The sequence below is a fragment of the Acinetobacter lwoffii genome (assembly GCF_024129735.1).
Classification (GTDB): domain Bacteria; phylum Pseudomonadota; class Gammaproteobacteria; order Pseudomonadales; family Moraxellaceae; genus Acinetobacter; species Acinetobacter lwoffii_H.
The window spans coordinates 21,746-36,642 of the sequence record NZ_JAMXXK010000013.1; the positions used below are offsets into that span (position 1 = coordinate 21,746).

The window sequence follows — 14,897 nt, forward strand, 5'->3', positions numbered from 1 at the left end:
TCATTAGCCTGCTCGGTGATAAGGATGGTTGTTATTGATGCTCATGGCACGATAAAGCTGCTCGATCAGCATGACACGTACCAGTGGATGCGGCAGAGTTAACTTGGAAAGTGACCAGTGCCATGCCGCAGCTTTACGTACGGCTTCCGAGTGACCATCCGGTCCGCCAATTGCAAGTGCTACATCATTGCCTTCCAGCATCCAGCCTTTCATGGTTTCAGCCAGTTTTTCGGTACTGAATTCACGTCCGCCCACTTCAAGCGCAATCAGGGTTTCATTCTGCTTGAGCGCATTTAAAATACTGTCGCCCTCAATATTACGGTATTTCAGAATATCCGCTTCAGAATCATTTTTCCCGCGCTTGGCCATCGGCAGTTCAATAATCTGGGTCTGTACAAAAGGTTGAATACGCTTGAAATAATCTTCAAAACCAGTCAGCACCCACGCTGGCATTTTTTGACCAATGGTCAGGATACGGATTTTCATACAGACAGATCAATAATTGGATACCTCATTATAACGATCAAACAACATGAAGTTGAGCAGGGAAACAAATTGAAATTGAAATGAGAGATTTAGTGTTGCTTTAATGTCCTTAGTTCAAGTATCCGCTTGATAAAGGAATGGAATAATAATAAATGCGGAACAGTGTCATGATAAAAGGATGTTGTACTGTGCTGCTGTTACTGATAGGCCTCATGGGGCCTAGTCTCTGTGCAGCCAATTCGAGCAAAAATGCTCAGGTCTCTCATCTGGAATTATTTTTTAGCCAGATCATGAGTGTCGATGAATACCGAAATTATAAAAATCTAAAAGAGCTGAATCGGGTATCTGCCTGGATCAAAGGGCAGATGCAGCGCTTTGGTATTCCATGCCAGTTTCAGGTTTATGTGGTCAATAACCTGAGTTACCGAAATGTCATCTGTAGCTTGGATACTCAAGCCAAAACCAAGATGGTGATGGGGGCACATTATGATGTCTTTAGTGCCCGAAACGGTGCTGATAATAATGCCTCAGGGGTAGCGGGTTTACTGGAAACTGCAAGATTACTGGCCCTGCAAAAATCCAAGCTCAAACATGATGTCGAATTTGCTTTCTATACGCTTGAAGAGCCGCCTTTTTTCAAGACAGAACATATGGGCAGTTATATGCATGCCAAGTCTTTAAAAAAGCAGAAGCAGAAAATTGAGGGCGTGGTGATTCTGGATTCGATTGGTTATTTTGATGAATATCAGGTGCAGAGCTATCCGGTGGGATTAAAATGGATTTATCCACGACATGGCAATTTCATTGCAGCCATTGGGCATTTAGCCTCAACTGGCCTGACTGGAGATTATTGTGATGCCATGCAGCGTTTTAACCGTCTGGAATGTCAACGCTTTGTCAGCCCAAGTTTTGCTCAGGATATGAATTTCTCGGGCTATCTGAATTATGCCAAATTCAACTATTCGACCATGCTGATTACCGATACTGCGAGTTATCGTAATCCTTATTACAATACCGAATTGGATACCCTCGACAAGCTTGATCTGAACAAGATGACTCATGTGATTGATGGATTGGTTACGATGGCACTACAGCCATAATTCAGTTGTTTTATTCAATAACTCAATAAAAAACCCTGCCGAAGCAGGGTTTTTTATACGAAACATCAAGTCTTAATGACGCGCTGCTTTCGCTTCTTCTTTGGTTTTCACAATTGGTGCTTTAACCAAGGCTTTTGGCAAAGAGGTCAGTGCCAGCGGTAAAATCTCATCAATCGATTTTACGGCTTTAATTTCTAGACCTTCTTTGACATTTTCTGGAATTTCCGCCAGGTCACGTACGTTTTCCTGTGGAATGAATACCAGCTTGATGCCACCACGATGGGCTGCCAAAAGTTTCTCTTTCAAGCCACCGATACGCAGCGCACGACCGCCCAGACTGGTTTCACCTGTCATCGCGATATCCGGACGAATCGGGATACCCGTGAAAGCAGATACCAATGCTGTAGTCAAAGCCAAACCTGCCGATGGACCATCTTTCGGTGTTGCGCCTTCAGGTAAATGCACATGCACGTCGGTTTCTTCAAAGCGCGAGGCTTCGATGCCGAGTTCATCCGCACGGGTACGCACTACAGTCATCGCAGCGGTAATCGATTCTTTCATGACATCGCCAAGAGAACCGGTGGTAATGAACTTGCCTTTACCTGGTACTGCTGCAACTTCAATGGTCAGTAATTCACCGCCAACAGAAGTCCAAGCCAGACCATTTACACGGCCGATTTGCGCTTCTTCTTCTGCCATACCATAGTCAAATTTATGTGGACCCAAGTAATCTGGAAGATTTCCTGCGGTCACTTCAACCTGAAGATTTTTGGCTTTCTTGCTAACCGCTTCTTTCACCACTTTACGTGCAATTTTTGACACTTCACGTTCAAGGTTACGAACACCGGCTTCACGGGTATAACGGCGCACGATGTCACGAATCGCTTCTTCATGCACGGTCAATTCTTTGGCACGTAGACCATTGTTCTTGATGGCTTTAGGAACAAGATAGCGGTCCGCAATATTGACTTTCTCTTCTTCGGTATAACCCGGAAGACGAATCACTTCCATACGATCCAGCAGCGCCTCAGGAATATTCATGCTGTTCGCGGTACAGATAAACATCACTTCAGACAGGTCCAGATCTAGATCCAGATAGTGATCGCTGAACTTGTTGTTCTGTGATGGATCAAGCACTTCAAGCATTGCAGAAGCCGGATCGCCACGGTAGTCTTGCGCCATCTTGTCGATTTCATCGAGCAGGAACAACGGGTTTTTTACACCCACTTTAGTCAATGACTGCACAATTTTACCTGGCATCGCACCGATATAGGTACGACGGTGACCGCGAATTTCAGCTTCGTCACGTACGCCGCCCAGCGCCATACGCACGAACTCACGACCAGTTGCCTTGGCAATCGATTCACCCAGTGAAGTTTTACCAACACCTGGAGGACCAACCAAGCATAGAATCGGGCCACGCAATTTTTTCACACGTGACTGAACTGCGAGATATTCCACAATACGATCTTTGACATCGTCCAGACCATAGTGGTCTGCATCCAGAATTTCCTGTGCTTTGTTCAGGTTAATGCTGACTTTGCTGGCTTTATTCCACGGTGTATCTAGAATCACTTCTAGATAGTTGCGTACCACAGCAGCTTCACTTGAAGCAGGCTGCATCGCTTTTAATTTACGGAATTCAGCTTCTGCTTTTTTACGTACATGCTCAGGCAAATCGGCTTCAGCAAGACGTTTTTCAATTTCAGCAACATCATCTTCCGCGCCGCCGTTCATATCAGAAAGCTCGCGCTGAATGACTTTCATTTTTTCATTCAGGAAGTATTCGCGCTGGTTCTTTTCCATCTGACGTTTAACAGAGTCATGCAGGGTTTGCTCAATCTGCTGTTCTTCAGACTGTTGCAATAGATAAGTCATCAGCTCAGTCAAATGCGCTTCGAATTCGTCATGTTCCAGAAATTTCTGTTTGACATCAATATTCAATGGAACACGGGTTGCGACGAAGAACAATAACTGTAATAGATCTTCAATTTTGTTAGCTGCGGTGATCAGTTCACGCGCATTACGTAGCTTCGCTTCTGCATATTGAGCGAAGAGCGCACGTAATTCCTGCAGGCGCACAGCTTGGGTGTCTGCATCGACGCTCACCGTCATTGGGCTGAGTTCATGCTCTGCTGTCAGATACTCAGTTTCGTCAATGATGGTTTTTAGCTTGGCACGGTGTAGGCCTTCGATCAGGACTTTAATACAGTTTTCATCATTTTCGTGATTCACAACTTGCACAATCTTCGCGACAGTACCGTATTGATATAAATTGTCGTGATCAATTTCTTCTGTAAGCGAATCTTTTTGCGCAACTACAAATACTAGATTGTCACTGTTACGAGCCACATCAACTGCATTGATCGATTTTTCACGACCGACAAACAGCGCAATTTGCATATGCGGATAAACCACCACATCACGCAACGCCAAAAGGGGTAGTACACTTGGAACCTGAGGCTCTAAGGTTTCTTGATTCATAATAATTTCAGACATGAGCACTCCTAATGAGTGACAACGGTGTTGCCATGCTTTTAATAGTGATGGGTAATTTTAAAAATACAAGGGCAGTTAAGATTAAATTGTATGAAAAATGACTAATTATGTGATTTTAAAGTAGTTAGCAAGGGTAAAATTGCAAAATTAACGTTTGAACTTTATAAAAACTGTCGGGGTGATTAAAGCATCAAGGGGCTGATCCCATGTTTCACGTTTTAACGGCTGTGCCAGCAGTTGAAAGTCATGCGCCAGCCCCAGACGGAATGGACGCCCAGGTGCAGAAGCCAAGGTACGATCATAAAAACCGCCGCCCATACCAATCCGTGTGCCCGAAGTATCACAGGCCAATAGTGGCATGAGCAATAAATCCAGTTTGGAAACATGTACACCACGGGTGCTCATGGGCTCTCGCATACCCAGCCGATGATGGGCAAAGCGCTTGTTATGGTATTGGTGCTGGCTGATCCGGATCCAGACCAGCTGCTGATTCATGTCGCAAATCGCTGGTAGATACACCTGTTTGCCCAGTTTAAAGCAGCGTTCAATAATCGCCTGGGTCTGAATCTCCCCAAAAGCATGCAAATACAGGCCAATACGTTGGGCATGAATAAATTCTGGACTGCGGATCAGACGGTTTAGAACTTTTTGTGCGGATTGCCTTTGCTCAAATTTAGAGAGATGACGACGCGTTTTACGAAGGTATCTTCTTAATTCCTGAATGGTCATAGGGCAAAAAGCATATGCAACAAATTTGTGCTCTAGTCTAAGTGGGAATTCTGGAAAAGTAAAAAATAATTATGAGCTTCAATTTTATATTATTCCATATCTGCTTATTTAAATTTCGGCTAATTTTGCCAGCAGTCTCAAAGTTAAAAAACTAAAAAAGTATTTATATCACTAATTTTTTTAATATCTCGAAACGGTCAATTCATTTTCTTTGATTCACGATTTTCCAAGCAATCCATCGTTCAGTGACAAACTCTGGAAACGCATCAATTTAAGCACTTTGAAACAGCTTTCGATCAATAAAAATACAATTCTAAAGTAGGTTTATTCTGTTTTTTGGTGAAAGATAGACAAGGGATCATATGACTATTCTCGACTGATATATGAAACACATTGTGCTTAGGCAGAGCGTGTAAGACCTAAATCAATGGAGATTGAACATGATGAATATTGCGAAGAACACCATCTGCCTTTGGTACGATGACGATGCCGAAGGTGCAGCACGATTTTATGCAGAAACCTTTCCAGACTCCTCAGTTGGCGCGATCAATCTTGCACCCGGAGATTATCCCTCCGGAAAAGAAGGCGATGTTATCACCGTTGAATTTACGGTGATGGGCGTTGCCTGCATTGGACTGAATGGTGGCCCTGACTTTCAACACAATGAAGCATTTTCATTTCAGGTGGCGACTGAAGACCAAGAAGAAACAGACCGTTAATGGAATGCCATTATTGGCAATGGTGGTCAGGAAAGTGAGTGTGGATGGTGTAAAGACAAGTGGGGCATTTCCTGGCAGATTACGCCAGTGGTCCTCATCAACGCCTGTAACAGTCTTGACCGCGCTGCGGCCAAGCGCGCATTTAATGCGATGATGACCATGAAAAAAATTGACATCTCCGTGATCGAAGCGGCATTTCATGGTTAAGCGCCAAAGATATTGTCTTTCATTCGAGTTGATATTGCTGTGTAGCGCAATTTCACTGCAATAGTTAAATCTTCTCCTTTCTTTTTATCAACTCAAATTATCCCTCAACTCTATAAGGATCCGTTACAAAAATTTCAGATCAATCCAACTTGATTTGAACCTAAATCCAATTTCTTCATGATGATTCAAGGAGAATGTGCCATGAATTTTCCTCAATTACTGTTTATGGCGGGATGGGTCGCCCTGTCTGCACCTGCCGCTTTAGCCGTTGAACCGCCCATGTCGGGCAAAGCTAGCTCAGGTGCAGCTTCCTCTGCCGCCGATAAGAAAGCCATCGCGAGTGCCATGACTGCTGCACCTAAGAAAGTAGCCGCTGCGGCCAAGATTGTCGCTGTCGGGACAGATGGCAAAATGCGTACCTTGCGCAAGGGCAATAATGGTTTTACCTGTATGCCGGATAATCCGACCACGCCAGGTCCAGATCCGATGTGCATGGATCAGGCCGCTCTAGAATGGGCAGAGGCCTGGATGGGACATAACCCCCCATAGTCGGGAAAGTAGGCTTTATGTATATGCTAGCAGGCGGTACGGATGCCAGTAATGTCGATCCCTATGCCAAGAAGCCTAGTGCGGGCAATCATTGGGTTAAAACGCGTCCCCATGTCATGATCGTCGGTGCTGAAGCTCGTTTCTATGATATGTATCCTAAGCATACGCAACCCGATACCGCTGTGCCCTATGTCATGTGGTCTGGGACGCCTTATCAGCACTTAATGATTCCTGTGAAGTAATGAATTACCGCAACGACGAATACACGCTGACTCAAATCCTTCAATTCGGGTATTTAATACACTCAATTTTTATTGCTGTCCTAAGCTTTCAAATAGAATAGTTCACTTAAAAGCTCATCAACAGATGGGCTTTTATATCAGCATTGTGAAAGTTGAATGGGGTAATTAACGAAATATAAGCCTTAGTCTAAAGCCAAATTCTTGGTACATGGTTTTTGCACTGAATTGAAAACAGGCTGAACCAAAAACAACCATTCAATGAAATTCTTCCCAATTTATACATCTTAAATTTTATTAAAATATTGAAAATAAAATAAAAATTAAACTGGCATAAGTTCTGCATAACTGTATTTAAACTTGGATACAAGATTGGATACAGAATGCTTCATCAGAAAATGATCGGCTGGACAGTCCGAAAATGGCGCGATGCCCATCAGGAAAAACAGCTTGCACTGAATCATCTTGCTCAACGCATTACCCATGTTGAGGTGGGTGAACTTGTCTGGATTTCGGTTGCGACTGCTGCACCTCTTCAAGCAAAAATCGATGCATTTAAAAAAGCTGTATTTGCGGACGGTATGTATCAAAGGCTACCACACAGAGCAGCGAACATAGTCGATAGCGGTTTTATATACAGCAGCTGAATCAGAAAAAAACGAAATAGATTCATTCAGCAGATTCAAAAAATAGATAAAATAACAGGGGATTCATATGTTTAAGACTGTACTGATTGCAAACCGCGGCGAAATTGCTGTTCGCGCCATTCGCACATTAAAAAAAATGGGTGTAACCAGTGTCGCCGTTTATTCAGAAACAGATCGTTATGCGCAGCATGTACTTGATGCAAATGTTGCCGTATCTCTGCAAGGGACTAAACCTGGCGATACCTATTTGAGTATCGAAAAACTGATTGCTGCAGCCAAGAATACCGGGGCTGAAGCAATTTTCCCAGGTTATGGTTTTCTGTCAGAAAGTGCTGACTTTGCCCGTGCCTGCGAAGCAAATAATATTGTTTTCATGGGGCCAACACCGGAGCAGATTCTGGAATTCGGCTTAAAACACAGGGCGCGTGAACTTGCCGCAGCTGTCAATGTACCCATGACTCCCGGTACAGGTCTGCTAAATAGTCTGGATGAAGCCTTAACTGAAGCTGAAAAAATTGGCTATCCGGTTATGCTTAAAAGCACAGCAGGCGGTGGCGGAATTGGCTTGACCCGTTGTGATAATGCAGAAGCACTTCAGGAGGCCTATGAAAGTGTAAAACGTCTGGGCGAACAGTTCTTTAAAGATGCCGGAGTATTTCTGGAATGCTTTATCGATAAAGCCCGTCATGTCGAAGTTCAGATTTTTGGAGATGGACAGGGACAGGTGGTGGCTTTGGGCGAACGCGACTGCTCATTGCAGCGCCGTAATCAGAAAGTCGTGGAAGAAACCCCAGCGGCTCATTTACCTGAAGCAACCCGTCAAAAACTGCATCAGGCGGCAGTTGAACTGGGCAAATCGGTGAAATATCGCAGTGCCGGTACGGTTGAGTTTATTTATGATGCAGTGCATGACGAGTTTTATTTCCTTGAAGTGAATACCCGTTTGCAGGTGGAGCATCCGGTGACTGAAATGGTGACCGGTTTAGACCTGATTGAATGCATGTTGAAAGTTGCAGCAGGTGATACTCTGGATTGGAAGCATCTAAGCAGTATTCAGCCTCAAGGTGCAGCGATTGAAGTACGCATCTATGCCGAAGATCCAGTTAAGAATTTCCAGCCGAGTCCAGGGATTTTGACCGATGTCTTTTTTCCGGAAAATGTCCGGGTTGATACCTGGGTGAGTACCGGAACTGAAATTTCCCAATACTTTGACCCGATGATTGCCAAGATTATTGTGCATGCTGAAGATCGTGATACTGCCATTCATACGCTTAAATCAGCTTTAGCTGAAACTCGCCTGAATGGTATTAGTACCAATCTGGATTATGTGCATACTGTTATTTCAGATCCACGTTTTGAACAGATGCAGATCTGGACACGCATGCTGGATGATTTCAAATATGTGCCGAATGTGATTGAGGTGATTCAGCCGGGTACACAAAGTTCGATTCAGGATTATCCGGGTCGTGTCGGGTATTGGGATATTGGTGTACCGCCTTCAGGCCCAATGGATGATTATGCCTTCCGGCTGGCCAATAAAATTGTTGGGAATGTCGAGGCCGCCGCCGGGTTTGAATTTACCCTGCAAGGTCCAATCCTCAAATTTCATGCAGAAAATATCATTGCTTTAACTGGCGCACCTTGTCCGGTAAGTCTGGATGATGAAGCAGTAAATTTCTGGCAGCCTATTCAGGTAAAAGCAGGCCAAACCCTAAAAATTGGACAGGTTGAATCTGGATGCCGGACCTACCTGGCTGTACGAAATGGTCTGAATGTGCCGGAATATCTGGGTAGCCGTTCTACCTTTGCTTTAGGTAATTTTGGTGGACATGCAGGCCGAGTGTTACGGGCTGGTGACATGATTAAGATGGTGAATCCTGAGCTGCCTGCCGATGATCTACCTTTAGCGATTGCAGAACCTGAAGCTTTGGCAACAGCTCTGATTCCAAGTTATGGCAAGGAATGGGAAATTGGTGTGCTCTATGGCCCGCATGGCGCTCCTGACTTCTTTAAAGCTGAATATATTGAGGAGTTTTTTGCATCAAGCTGGAAAGTGCATTTTAACTCGAACCGATTGGGTATCCGTTTAACCGGACCGACGCCAAGCTGGGCGCGTGAAAATGGCGGTGAAGCGGGTCTGCATCCATCCAATGTACATGACTGTGAATATGCCATTGGTGCGATTAACTTTACCGGTGATTTCCCCGTAATTCTTGCCAAAGATGGTCCGAGCCTGGGCGGTTTCGTTTGTCCGGTGACCATTGCCAAAGCTGAACTCTGGAAAATTGGTCAACTAAAAGCCGATGACACGATTAGCTTCTATCCAATCTCGGTAGAACAGGCCAATGCGCTGGAGCGGCAGCAAATTCAAACCCTCCAAAACTTTGCCAAGGCAGAGATGACCCATGAGGCTGAAATCGTGGCAGTTCAAGCAGAAAGTATTCTGGCATTGCGTGAAGCTACGCCAGATGCACCAAAAGCTGTATATCGTCAGGCAGGTGACAGTTATATCTTGCTGGAATATGGTGACAACGTACTGGATTTGGCCCTACGCCTGCGCGTACACCGCTTGATGCAACTGATCCGTGAGGCTGATCTTGACGGTATCCTGGAATTGTCACCTGGTGTGCGGTCCTTGCAGATTAAATATGATGGTCTGCGGTGTAGACAGCAGCAACTAATTCACTTCCTACTTGGTCTTGAAGAACAGATGGGCGATTTACGTGACATTAAAATCCCTTCAAGAATTATCCATTTACCCATGGCCTTTGAGGACTCAGCGACTCTGGGTGCTGTTGAGCGTTATCAGGAAAGTGTCTGTGCCAAAGCGCCATGGCTTCCGAATAATGTCGATTTTATTCAGCGGATTAATGGTTTAAGTCACCGCCAACAGGTCAAGGACATCATTTTTGATGCCAATTATCTGATTTTAGGGCTAGGTGATGTATATCTGACTGCACCTTGTGCAGTGCCCATTGATCCGCGCCACCGTTTACTGAGTTCCAAATATAATCCGGCCCGTACTTTTACCGCTGAAGGTACAGTCGGGATTGGTGGCATGTATATGTGTATTTATGGCATGGACTCACCGGGTGGCTATCAGTTGATTGGCCGTACCGTACCGATCTGGAATAAGTTTAAAAAGAACAAGCAGTTTGGCGATCAGCAATGGTTCTTACGCTTTTTTGACCAGATTAAATATTATGAGGTCACTGAGGCCGAACTGGATCAGTTCCGTGCTGATTTCGCCCATGGTCTGGCAGAAATCAAAATTGAGGAATGCGAGTTTGACTTTGCAGCATATCAGGATTTCCTTGCTGCAGAACAGGACAGCATTGCCACCTTTAAAGCGCAGCAGCAGGCTGCTTTTAGTGCCGAGGTAGAACGCTGGAAAGACGAGTTTGATGCACCTGTAGAAATAGAAGTGCTGCAGGATGACACCGATTACAGCCAGTATGTCCCTCTCAACGCCTCTATGACCGGCAATATCTGGAAGATTTTTGTAGAAGCGGGGCAGATTGTGAAAAAAGGTGACACGGTGGCCATCATTGAAGCCATGAAAATGGAACTGCCAGTCTATGCTGACGATGATGGCATCGTTAAGGCGATTATCTGCCGTTCTGGTCAGACCGTGCATAGCGGTGAGACACTGGTCTATATGGAGTAATGGATTGAGCCATGACTATTGTTCGCAATCCAAGTACTAAAGCGACAGGAAAAAGCTCAGACAATCTGTCTGAGCTGGTTTTCCAGAAAATTAAAAATGACATTTTTGACTTTAAGTTGATGCCGGGAGAACGATTTACCGAATCAGAGATTGCTGAAAGCTATGCCGTAAGCCGTACACCCATTCGGCAAGCCTTATATCGTCTGCAGCAGGAAGGCTATGTCGAGGTGCAGTTTAGAAGTGGCTGGCAGGTCCGGCCACTAAACTTTAAAGCTTATGAAGAACTGTATGATCTGCGGATTTTGCTTGAGTGTTATGTAGTTGAACAACTGTGTCTGATGCCCAAAGACCAGTTGAAAGCTGCTCTAGAAATTTTGATTCAAACCTGGTGTATCAAACCAGAACAGTATGTCTATGACCTCAGGCAGTTATCTGTAAAAGATGAAGCATTTCATTGTCATTTGGTATTTGCAGCCGGCAATGCAGAAATGACAAAAATTCACAGTGAGATCAGCGAGAAAATTCGCATCATACGCCGTCTAGATTTTTCCAAAGATTATCGGATTGAGGCCACCTATGCCGAACATCAACAGATTTTAAAGGCGCTGCTTGCCCAAGATGCAGCGTTCTGTCTCTCTATATTAGATGCTCATATCCGGCACAGCCGTAATGAGGTAAAAAAAATTACACTGGAAATGTTGTCCTCTAGTCCTGCGTAAGTGAGTCAGGATAAATTTATTTTTATAGCAAGATAAATATCAGACTTAACTCAAAATTGATAACCAATTCATAACCAGAAAAAACAAGAACCCGCTAGTGGCATCTCAAATTGTTTTTTAAAGTAAGTTGAGGATGATAATAACAAGAGATAAAAATGCTTCATCAGCCTATTCAACTTTTACTTACAGGTGCCAGCTGTGCACTTCTCCTAACCATGACTGGATGTACCATGCCTTCCAAGTCGCCTATCAATGACAGTTATGGTTCCCAGCCACATTTGCCCAAACCAAAATCAAGCTTGCTGCCTACAGTCAATATGGCGCCCGCCAAAGGTTGGCCTGAAGGTAAAATGCCGACACCCGCGACAGGTTTAAAAGTTCAGGCATTTGCCAAAGGGTTGCAGCATCCGCGCTGGCTATATGTATTGCCGAATGGTGATGTGCTGGTGGCCGAAACCGATGCACCACCTAAGCCCGATGACAGCAAAGGGATCAAAGGCAAAATCATGAAATGGGTAATGCAGCGTGCTGGCTCATCGCATCCCAGTGCCAACCGTATCAGTCTGCTTCGCGATAGCAATGGAGATGGGATGGCTGAACAAAAAACCGTATTTTTACAGAATCTCAATTCTCCATTTGGCATGGCGCTAGTCGGCAATATGTTGTATGTGGCGAATACTGATGTCCTGATGCGTTTTCCTTATCAGAACGGCGCGACTCAAATTACAGCAACTGGTACCAAGATACTGGATTTACCGGCAGGTCGTTTAAACCATCACTGGACTAAAAACGCCATTGCTAATCCTGCCGGCAACAAACTCTATATCACGGTGGGTTCCAACAGCAATGTCGCTGAAAATGGCCTGGATCAAGAACAAGGCCGGGCACTGATCATGGAATTTGACATAGCTAGTGCTCAAGCACGACCTTTTGCTACCGGACTGCGTAATCCGAATGGGATGGATTGGCAACCCCAGAGTGGCGCACTCTGGACGGTGGTAAATGAACGTGATGAACTCGGTAATGATTTGGTTCCTGATTATCTGACCTCTGTCAAAGAGGGCGCTTTTTATGGCTGGCCCTATAGTTATTATGGCCAACATGTAGATACACGGGTCAAACCGCAAAATCCTGCCCAGGTTGTGCGGGCAATTTCACCGGATTATGCATTGGGCAATCATACTGCATCATTGGGCTTGGCTTTCTATAGGGCAGATCTGATGCCTCAATATCGAAATGGGGCGCTGATTGGCCAGCATGGTTCATGGAACCGCAAACCGCATAGTGGCTATAAAGTGATTTTTGTTCCCTTTCAGAATGGGCAACCGATGGGCCCACCTCAAGATGTCTTGACTGGATTTTTAAGTGATCAGGGCGATGCATATGGGCGACCGGTCGGTGTGGCGGTAGATTCTTCAGGTGCCATTTTGGTTGCTGATGATGTCGGTGATGTGATTTGGCGAGTATCACCCTTGTGTACACCAGCTGCAGTAAGTAAATAAAGGTTTAGGGATTCAGGATTTTATTCGGATCTGAATCTGTGGAAATTAAAAGTTAAAGCAAAGACTGTTTCATTCAAACGTCAATATTTTGATTGAAAATATGCAAAGGCTAGCGGATTTAAAATAATTTTTAAGCTTCATTTAAGCTGGCTGAATTAGGCTTTCAGGATATTTTTACGCGTGATTACAGCATGTACTGAGATTCTGCTGATCCTATTAAAAATATCTAAATCTAAGTGCCAGTTTTAAGTGCCCATAAAAACTGGATATAAAAGTTAGAACGTTGCAAAAAAGAGGGTTTTAAGAATGAAATCAATTGTTGCATTTATATTCCCTTGGTCATTATTTATGACCCTTCATCGACCAGCCGAAGCGACAGTGTGCTTAATGCTTCAAATTTCGATTTTAGGATGGATTCCTGCTGCAATCTGGGCGATGCATACTTTATATCGGGACAAAATAGCCTAAAAATAGGAAAATAAGTTACTGAAAGAGTTTTTGATTTTGACGGAAGTAAAAGCCCTATCTTTTTTATAGCTAAAGATTTTTTTTCATTCCAGATGATGAATACATCAATAAAATGAATCTAGAGGAATGTTCGAGAGAAATACTACAAAATTAAAATAAGAGGAAATTCAGGAAAAATTATAATTATATTTTGAAAACGAAATTGAAGTACTCCGAAGATGCCGCTGCATGTGTCGTTACCCTGAACCCGATGAGTTCAAGGAGGATGCGACGTATACTTGCTGGGTTTCCCATACGGAGATGGGCATACACTCTAAATATACAGAACACACCCATAAGTGTTAGTATCGGCAGGGGAATAGACCCGCTGGCGAACACCTCAGAGTTAAGTTAATTATAAACAATAATCCCGGTGTAGCAACTCTAAGCTGTTCATGAACTGTAAACAGTTCGGTCGAATGTCCGAAGTTTAAACAGAATTCGAGATTATTCAGTCAGTTCTTCAACTTCTTCTAAAATAGTTTGTAACAAACGCTCGCAATGCGCATATTGTTGCAGTGATCTGTTCATATTCAAGACCTCCTGCATCAGCTCAAGTGCTACCATAATAATCAGCTTGCTAGGTTCCATACGTGGTGCTTTACGACGAAATTCATCGTATTTGTCATTCAATAACTGTGCCGCGCGCTCTAATTCTTCCTGCTTGTCAGGAGTAGAGGCCAAACGAAAACTATGCCCCAATACTCTGAGATCGATTGCAATTTGTTCACTCATGATGAGGCTTCCTCAGTCGCTTCAGTCGGATGGGCCAGTTGTTGAATTTCCTGTGCGTGATGATCCTGCGCAGTACCGAGAATCGCCAGACGTTGAATAATCGCTTCAACCTTGGCTTTGGCATTTTCATTTTTCTGGGTTAAACGTTCAGATTCCTGAGTCAGACGCTGAATTTCCTGCTGGGCATGACGCTGTTCAATGATCATCTTTTCCTTAACCACGCGCAGTTCATTTCGTTCAGCCAGAATTTCCTGAAAACGGTTTTTCAGATCGGTACAGCTTTTTTCCAGACGGCCATAACGGTCTGCCAGTGCAGTTGCATCATTATTGAGCAGTTGAAATTGGGCACGAGAATCCATCAATTGTTCTGTCAGATTTTCATTTTCTTGTTGTTTTTGCGCAATCGCGCTGTTTTTTTGTTCAATTTGCTGTTGATGTTGCATCATTGAAGAGTCTTGCTCTTCGCGCAAACTGGAATTTTCACTTTCAAGCCGTGCAAGTCGCGTTTTTAACACGCCGATCTGCACTTGTAGACGCTGTAATTCTTCTAACATATCGAGGTCGCACAGTGTTGCAAACAAAGGTAATATAT

At 44.2% G+C, this 14,897-nt stretch carries 13 protein-coding genes, 1 other RNA gene and 1 pseudogene; 9 read left to right on the top strand and 6 right to left on the bottom strand.

Translation table 11 applies throughout. From position 1 onward, the window contains the following. Nucleotides 1–3 precede the first annotated feature (3 nt). Complete coding sequence (gene rlmH, locus NI469_RS05545; protein ID WP_004646335.1) at nt 4–486, bottom strand: 23S rRNA (pseudouridine(1915)-N(3))-methyltransferase RlmH; 483 nt, start codon at nt 484–486, stop codon at nt 4–6. Between the two features lie 167 nt (nt 487–653). Here rlmH and NI469_RS05550 point away from each other — a divergent pair, with 167 nt between their 5' ends. Then, nucleotides 654–1,586, top strand: a complete 933-nt coding sequence (locus NI469_RS05550; protein ID WP_253174576.1) for a M28 family peptidase — start codon at nt 654–656, stop codon at nt 1,584–1,586. Nucleotides 1,587–1,658: 72 nt separating this feature from the next. On the opposite strand, the gene lon is transcribed toward NI469_RS05550, so the two are convergent. Both lon and NI469_RS05560 read right to left on the bottom strand, forming a co-directional pair. After that, a complete protein-coding gene (gene lon, locus NI469_RS05555) occupies nt 1,659–4,085 on the bottom strand; it encodes an endopeptidase La (RefSeq protein ID WP_005246925.1) in 2,427 nt (808 codons plus the stop codon). Between the two features lie 147 nt (nt 4,086–4,232). After that, nucleotides 4,233–4,814 (bottom strand): 5-formyltetrahydrofolate cyclo-ligase, encoded by a 582-nt coding sequence (locus tag NI469_RS05560; RefSeq protein ID WP_253174577.1) that lies wholly within the window; start codon nt 4,812–4,814, stop codon nt 4,233–4,235. A gap of 443 nt (nt 4,815–5,257) precedes the next feature. On the opposite strand from NI469_RS05560, the pseudogene NI469_RS05565 reads away from it, so the two are divergent. The 8 genes and pseudogenes from NI469_RS05565 (at nt 5,258) to NI469_RS15915 (ending at nt 13,531) form a co-directional block, all read left to right on the top strand. Continuing rightward, nucleotides 5,258–5,740: pseudogene (locus NI469_RS05565) on the top strand (VOC family protein). Nucleotides 5,741–5,941: 201 nt separating this feature from the next. Then, nucleotides 5,942–6,289 (top strand): hypothetical protein, encoded by a 348-nt coding sequence (locus NI469_RS05570; protein ID WP_228284840.1) that lies wholly within the window; start codon nt 5,942–5,944, stop codon nt 6,287–6,289. Nucleotides 6,290–6,306: 17 nt separating this feature from the next. Beyond that, complete coding sequence (locus NI469_RS05575; RefSeq protein ID WP_253174578.1) at nt 6,307–6,531, top strand: hypothetical protein; 225 nt, start codon at nt 6,307–6,309, stop codon at nt 6,529–6,531. A gap of 380 nt (nt 6,532–6,911) precedes the next feature. Beyond that, nucleotides 6,912–7,175 (top strand): hypothetical protein, encoded by a 264-nt coding sequence (locus tag NI469_RS05580; protein ID WP_253174579.1) that lies wholly within the window; start codon nt 6,912–6,914, stop codon nt 7,173–7,175. Nucleotides 7,176–7,242: 67 nt separating this feature from the next. After that, nucleotides 7,243–10,842: an urea carboxylase gene (uca, locus tag NI469_RS05585; RefSeq protein WP_253174580.1), complete on the top strand. Its 3,600-nt coding sequence runs from the start codon at nt 7,243–7,245 to the stop codon at nt 10,840–10,842. A gap of 11 nt (nt 10,843–10,853) precedes the next feature. Next, nucleotides 10,854–11,561 (top strand): GntR family transcriptional regulator, encoded by a 708-nt coding sequence (locus NI469_RS05590; RefSeq protein WP_253174581.1) that lies wholly within the window; start codon nt 10,854–10,856, stop codon nt 11,559–11,561. Between the two features lie 215 nt (nt 11,562–11,776). Next, the gene (locus tag NI469_RS05595) at nt 11,777–13,063 is read left to right on the top strand and encodes a PQQ-dependent sugar dehydrogenase (RefSeq protein ID WP_253174596.1); all 1,287 of its coding nucleotides are present in this window, start codon (nt 11,777–11,779) and stop codon (nt 13,061–13,063) included. Between the two features lie 306 nt (nt 13,064–13,369). Then, on the top strand, nt 13,370–13,531 hold the full coding sequence (locus tag NI469_RS15915) for a YqaE/Pmp3 family membrane protein (protein WP_005267030.1): 162 nt from the start codon (nt 13,370–13,372) through the stop codon (nt 13,529–13,531). Between the two features lie 205 nt (nt 13,532–13,736). Here the strand turns inward: NI469_RS15915 and ssrS are convergent. From ssrS to NI469_RS05610, 3 genes are all read right to left on the bottom strand, one after another. Then, nucleotides 13,737–13,920: non-coding RNA, 6S RNA (gene ssrS, locus NI469_RS05600), on the bottom strand. 97 nt (nt 13,921–14,017) lie between these two features. Beyond that, nucleotides 14,018–14,305, bottom strand: coding sequence for a cell division protein ZapA (locus tag NI469_RS05605; protein WP_004279505.1), 288 nt, complete (start codon nt 14,303–14,305; stop codon nt 14,018–14,020). Then, on the bottom strand, nt 14,302–14,859 hold the full coding sequence (locus NI469_RS05610) for a hypothetical protein (RefSeq protein ID WP_153567187.1): 558 nt from the start codon (nt 14,857–14,859) through the stop codon (nt 14,302–14,304). Before NI469_RS05610 ends, NI469_RS05605 begins: the two co-directional genes overlap by 4 nt. Between the last annotated feature and the right edge of the window lie 38 nt (nt 14,860–14,897).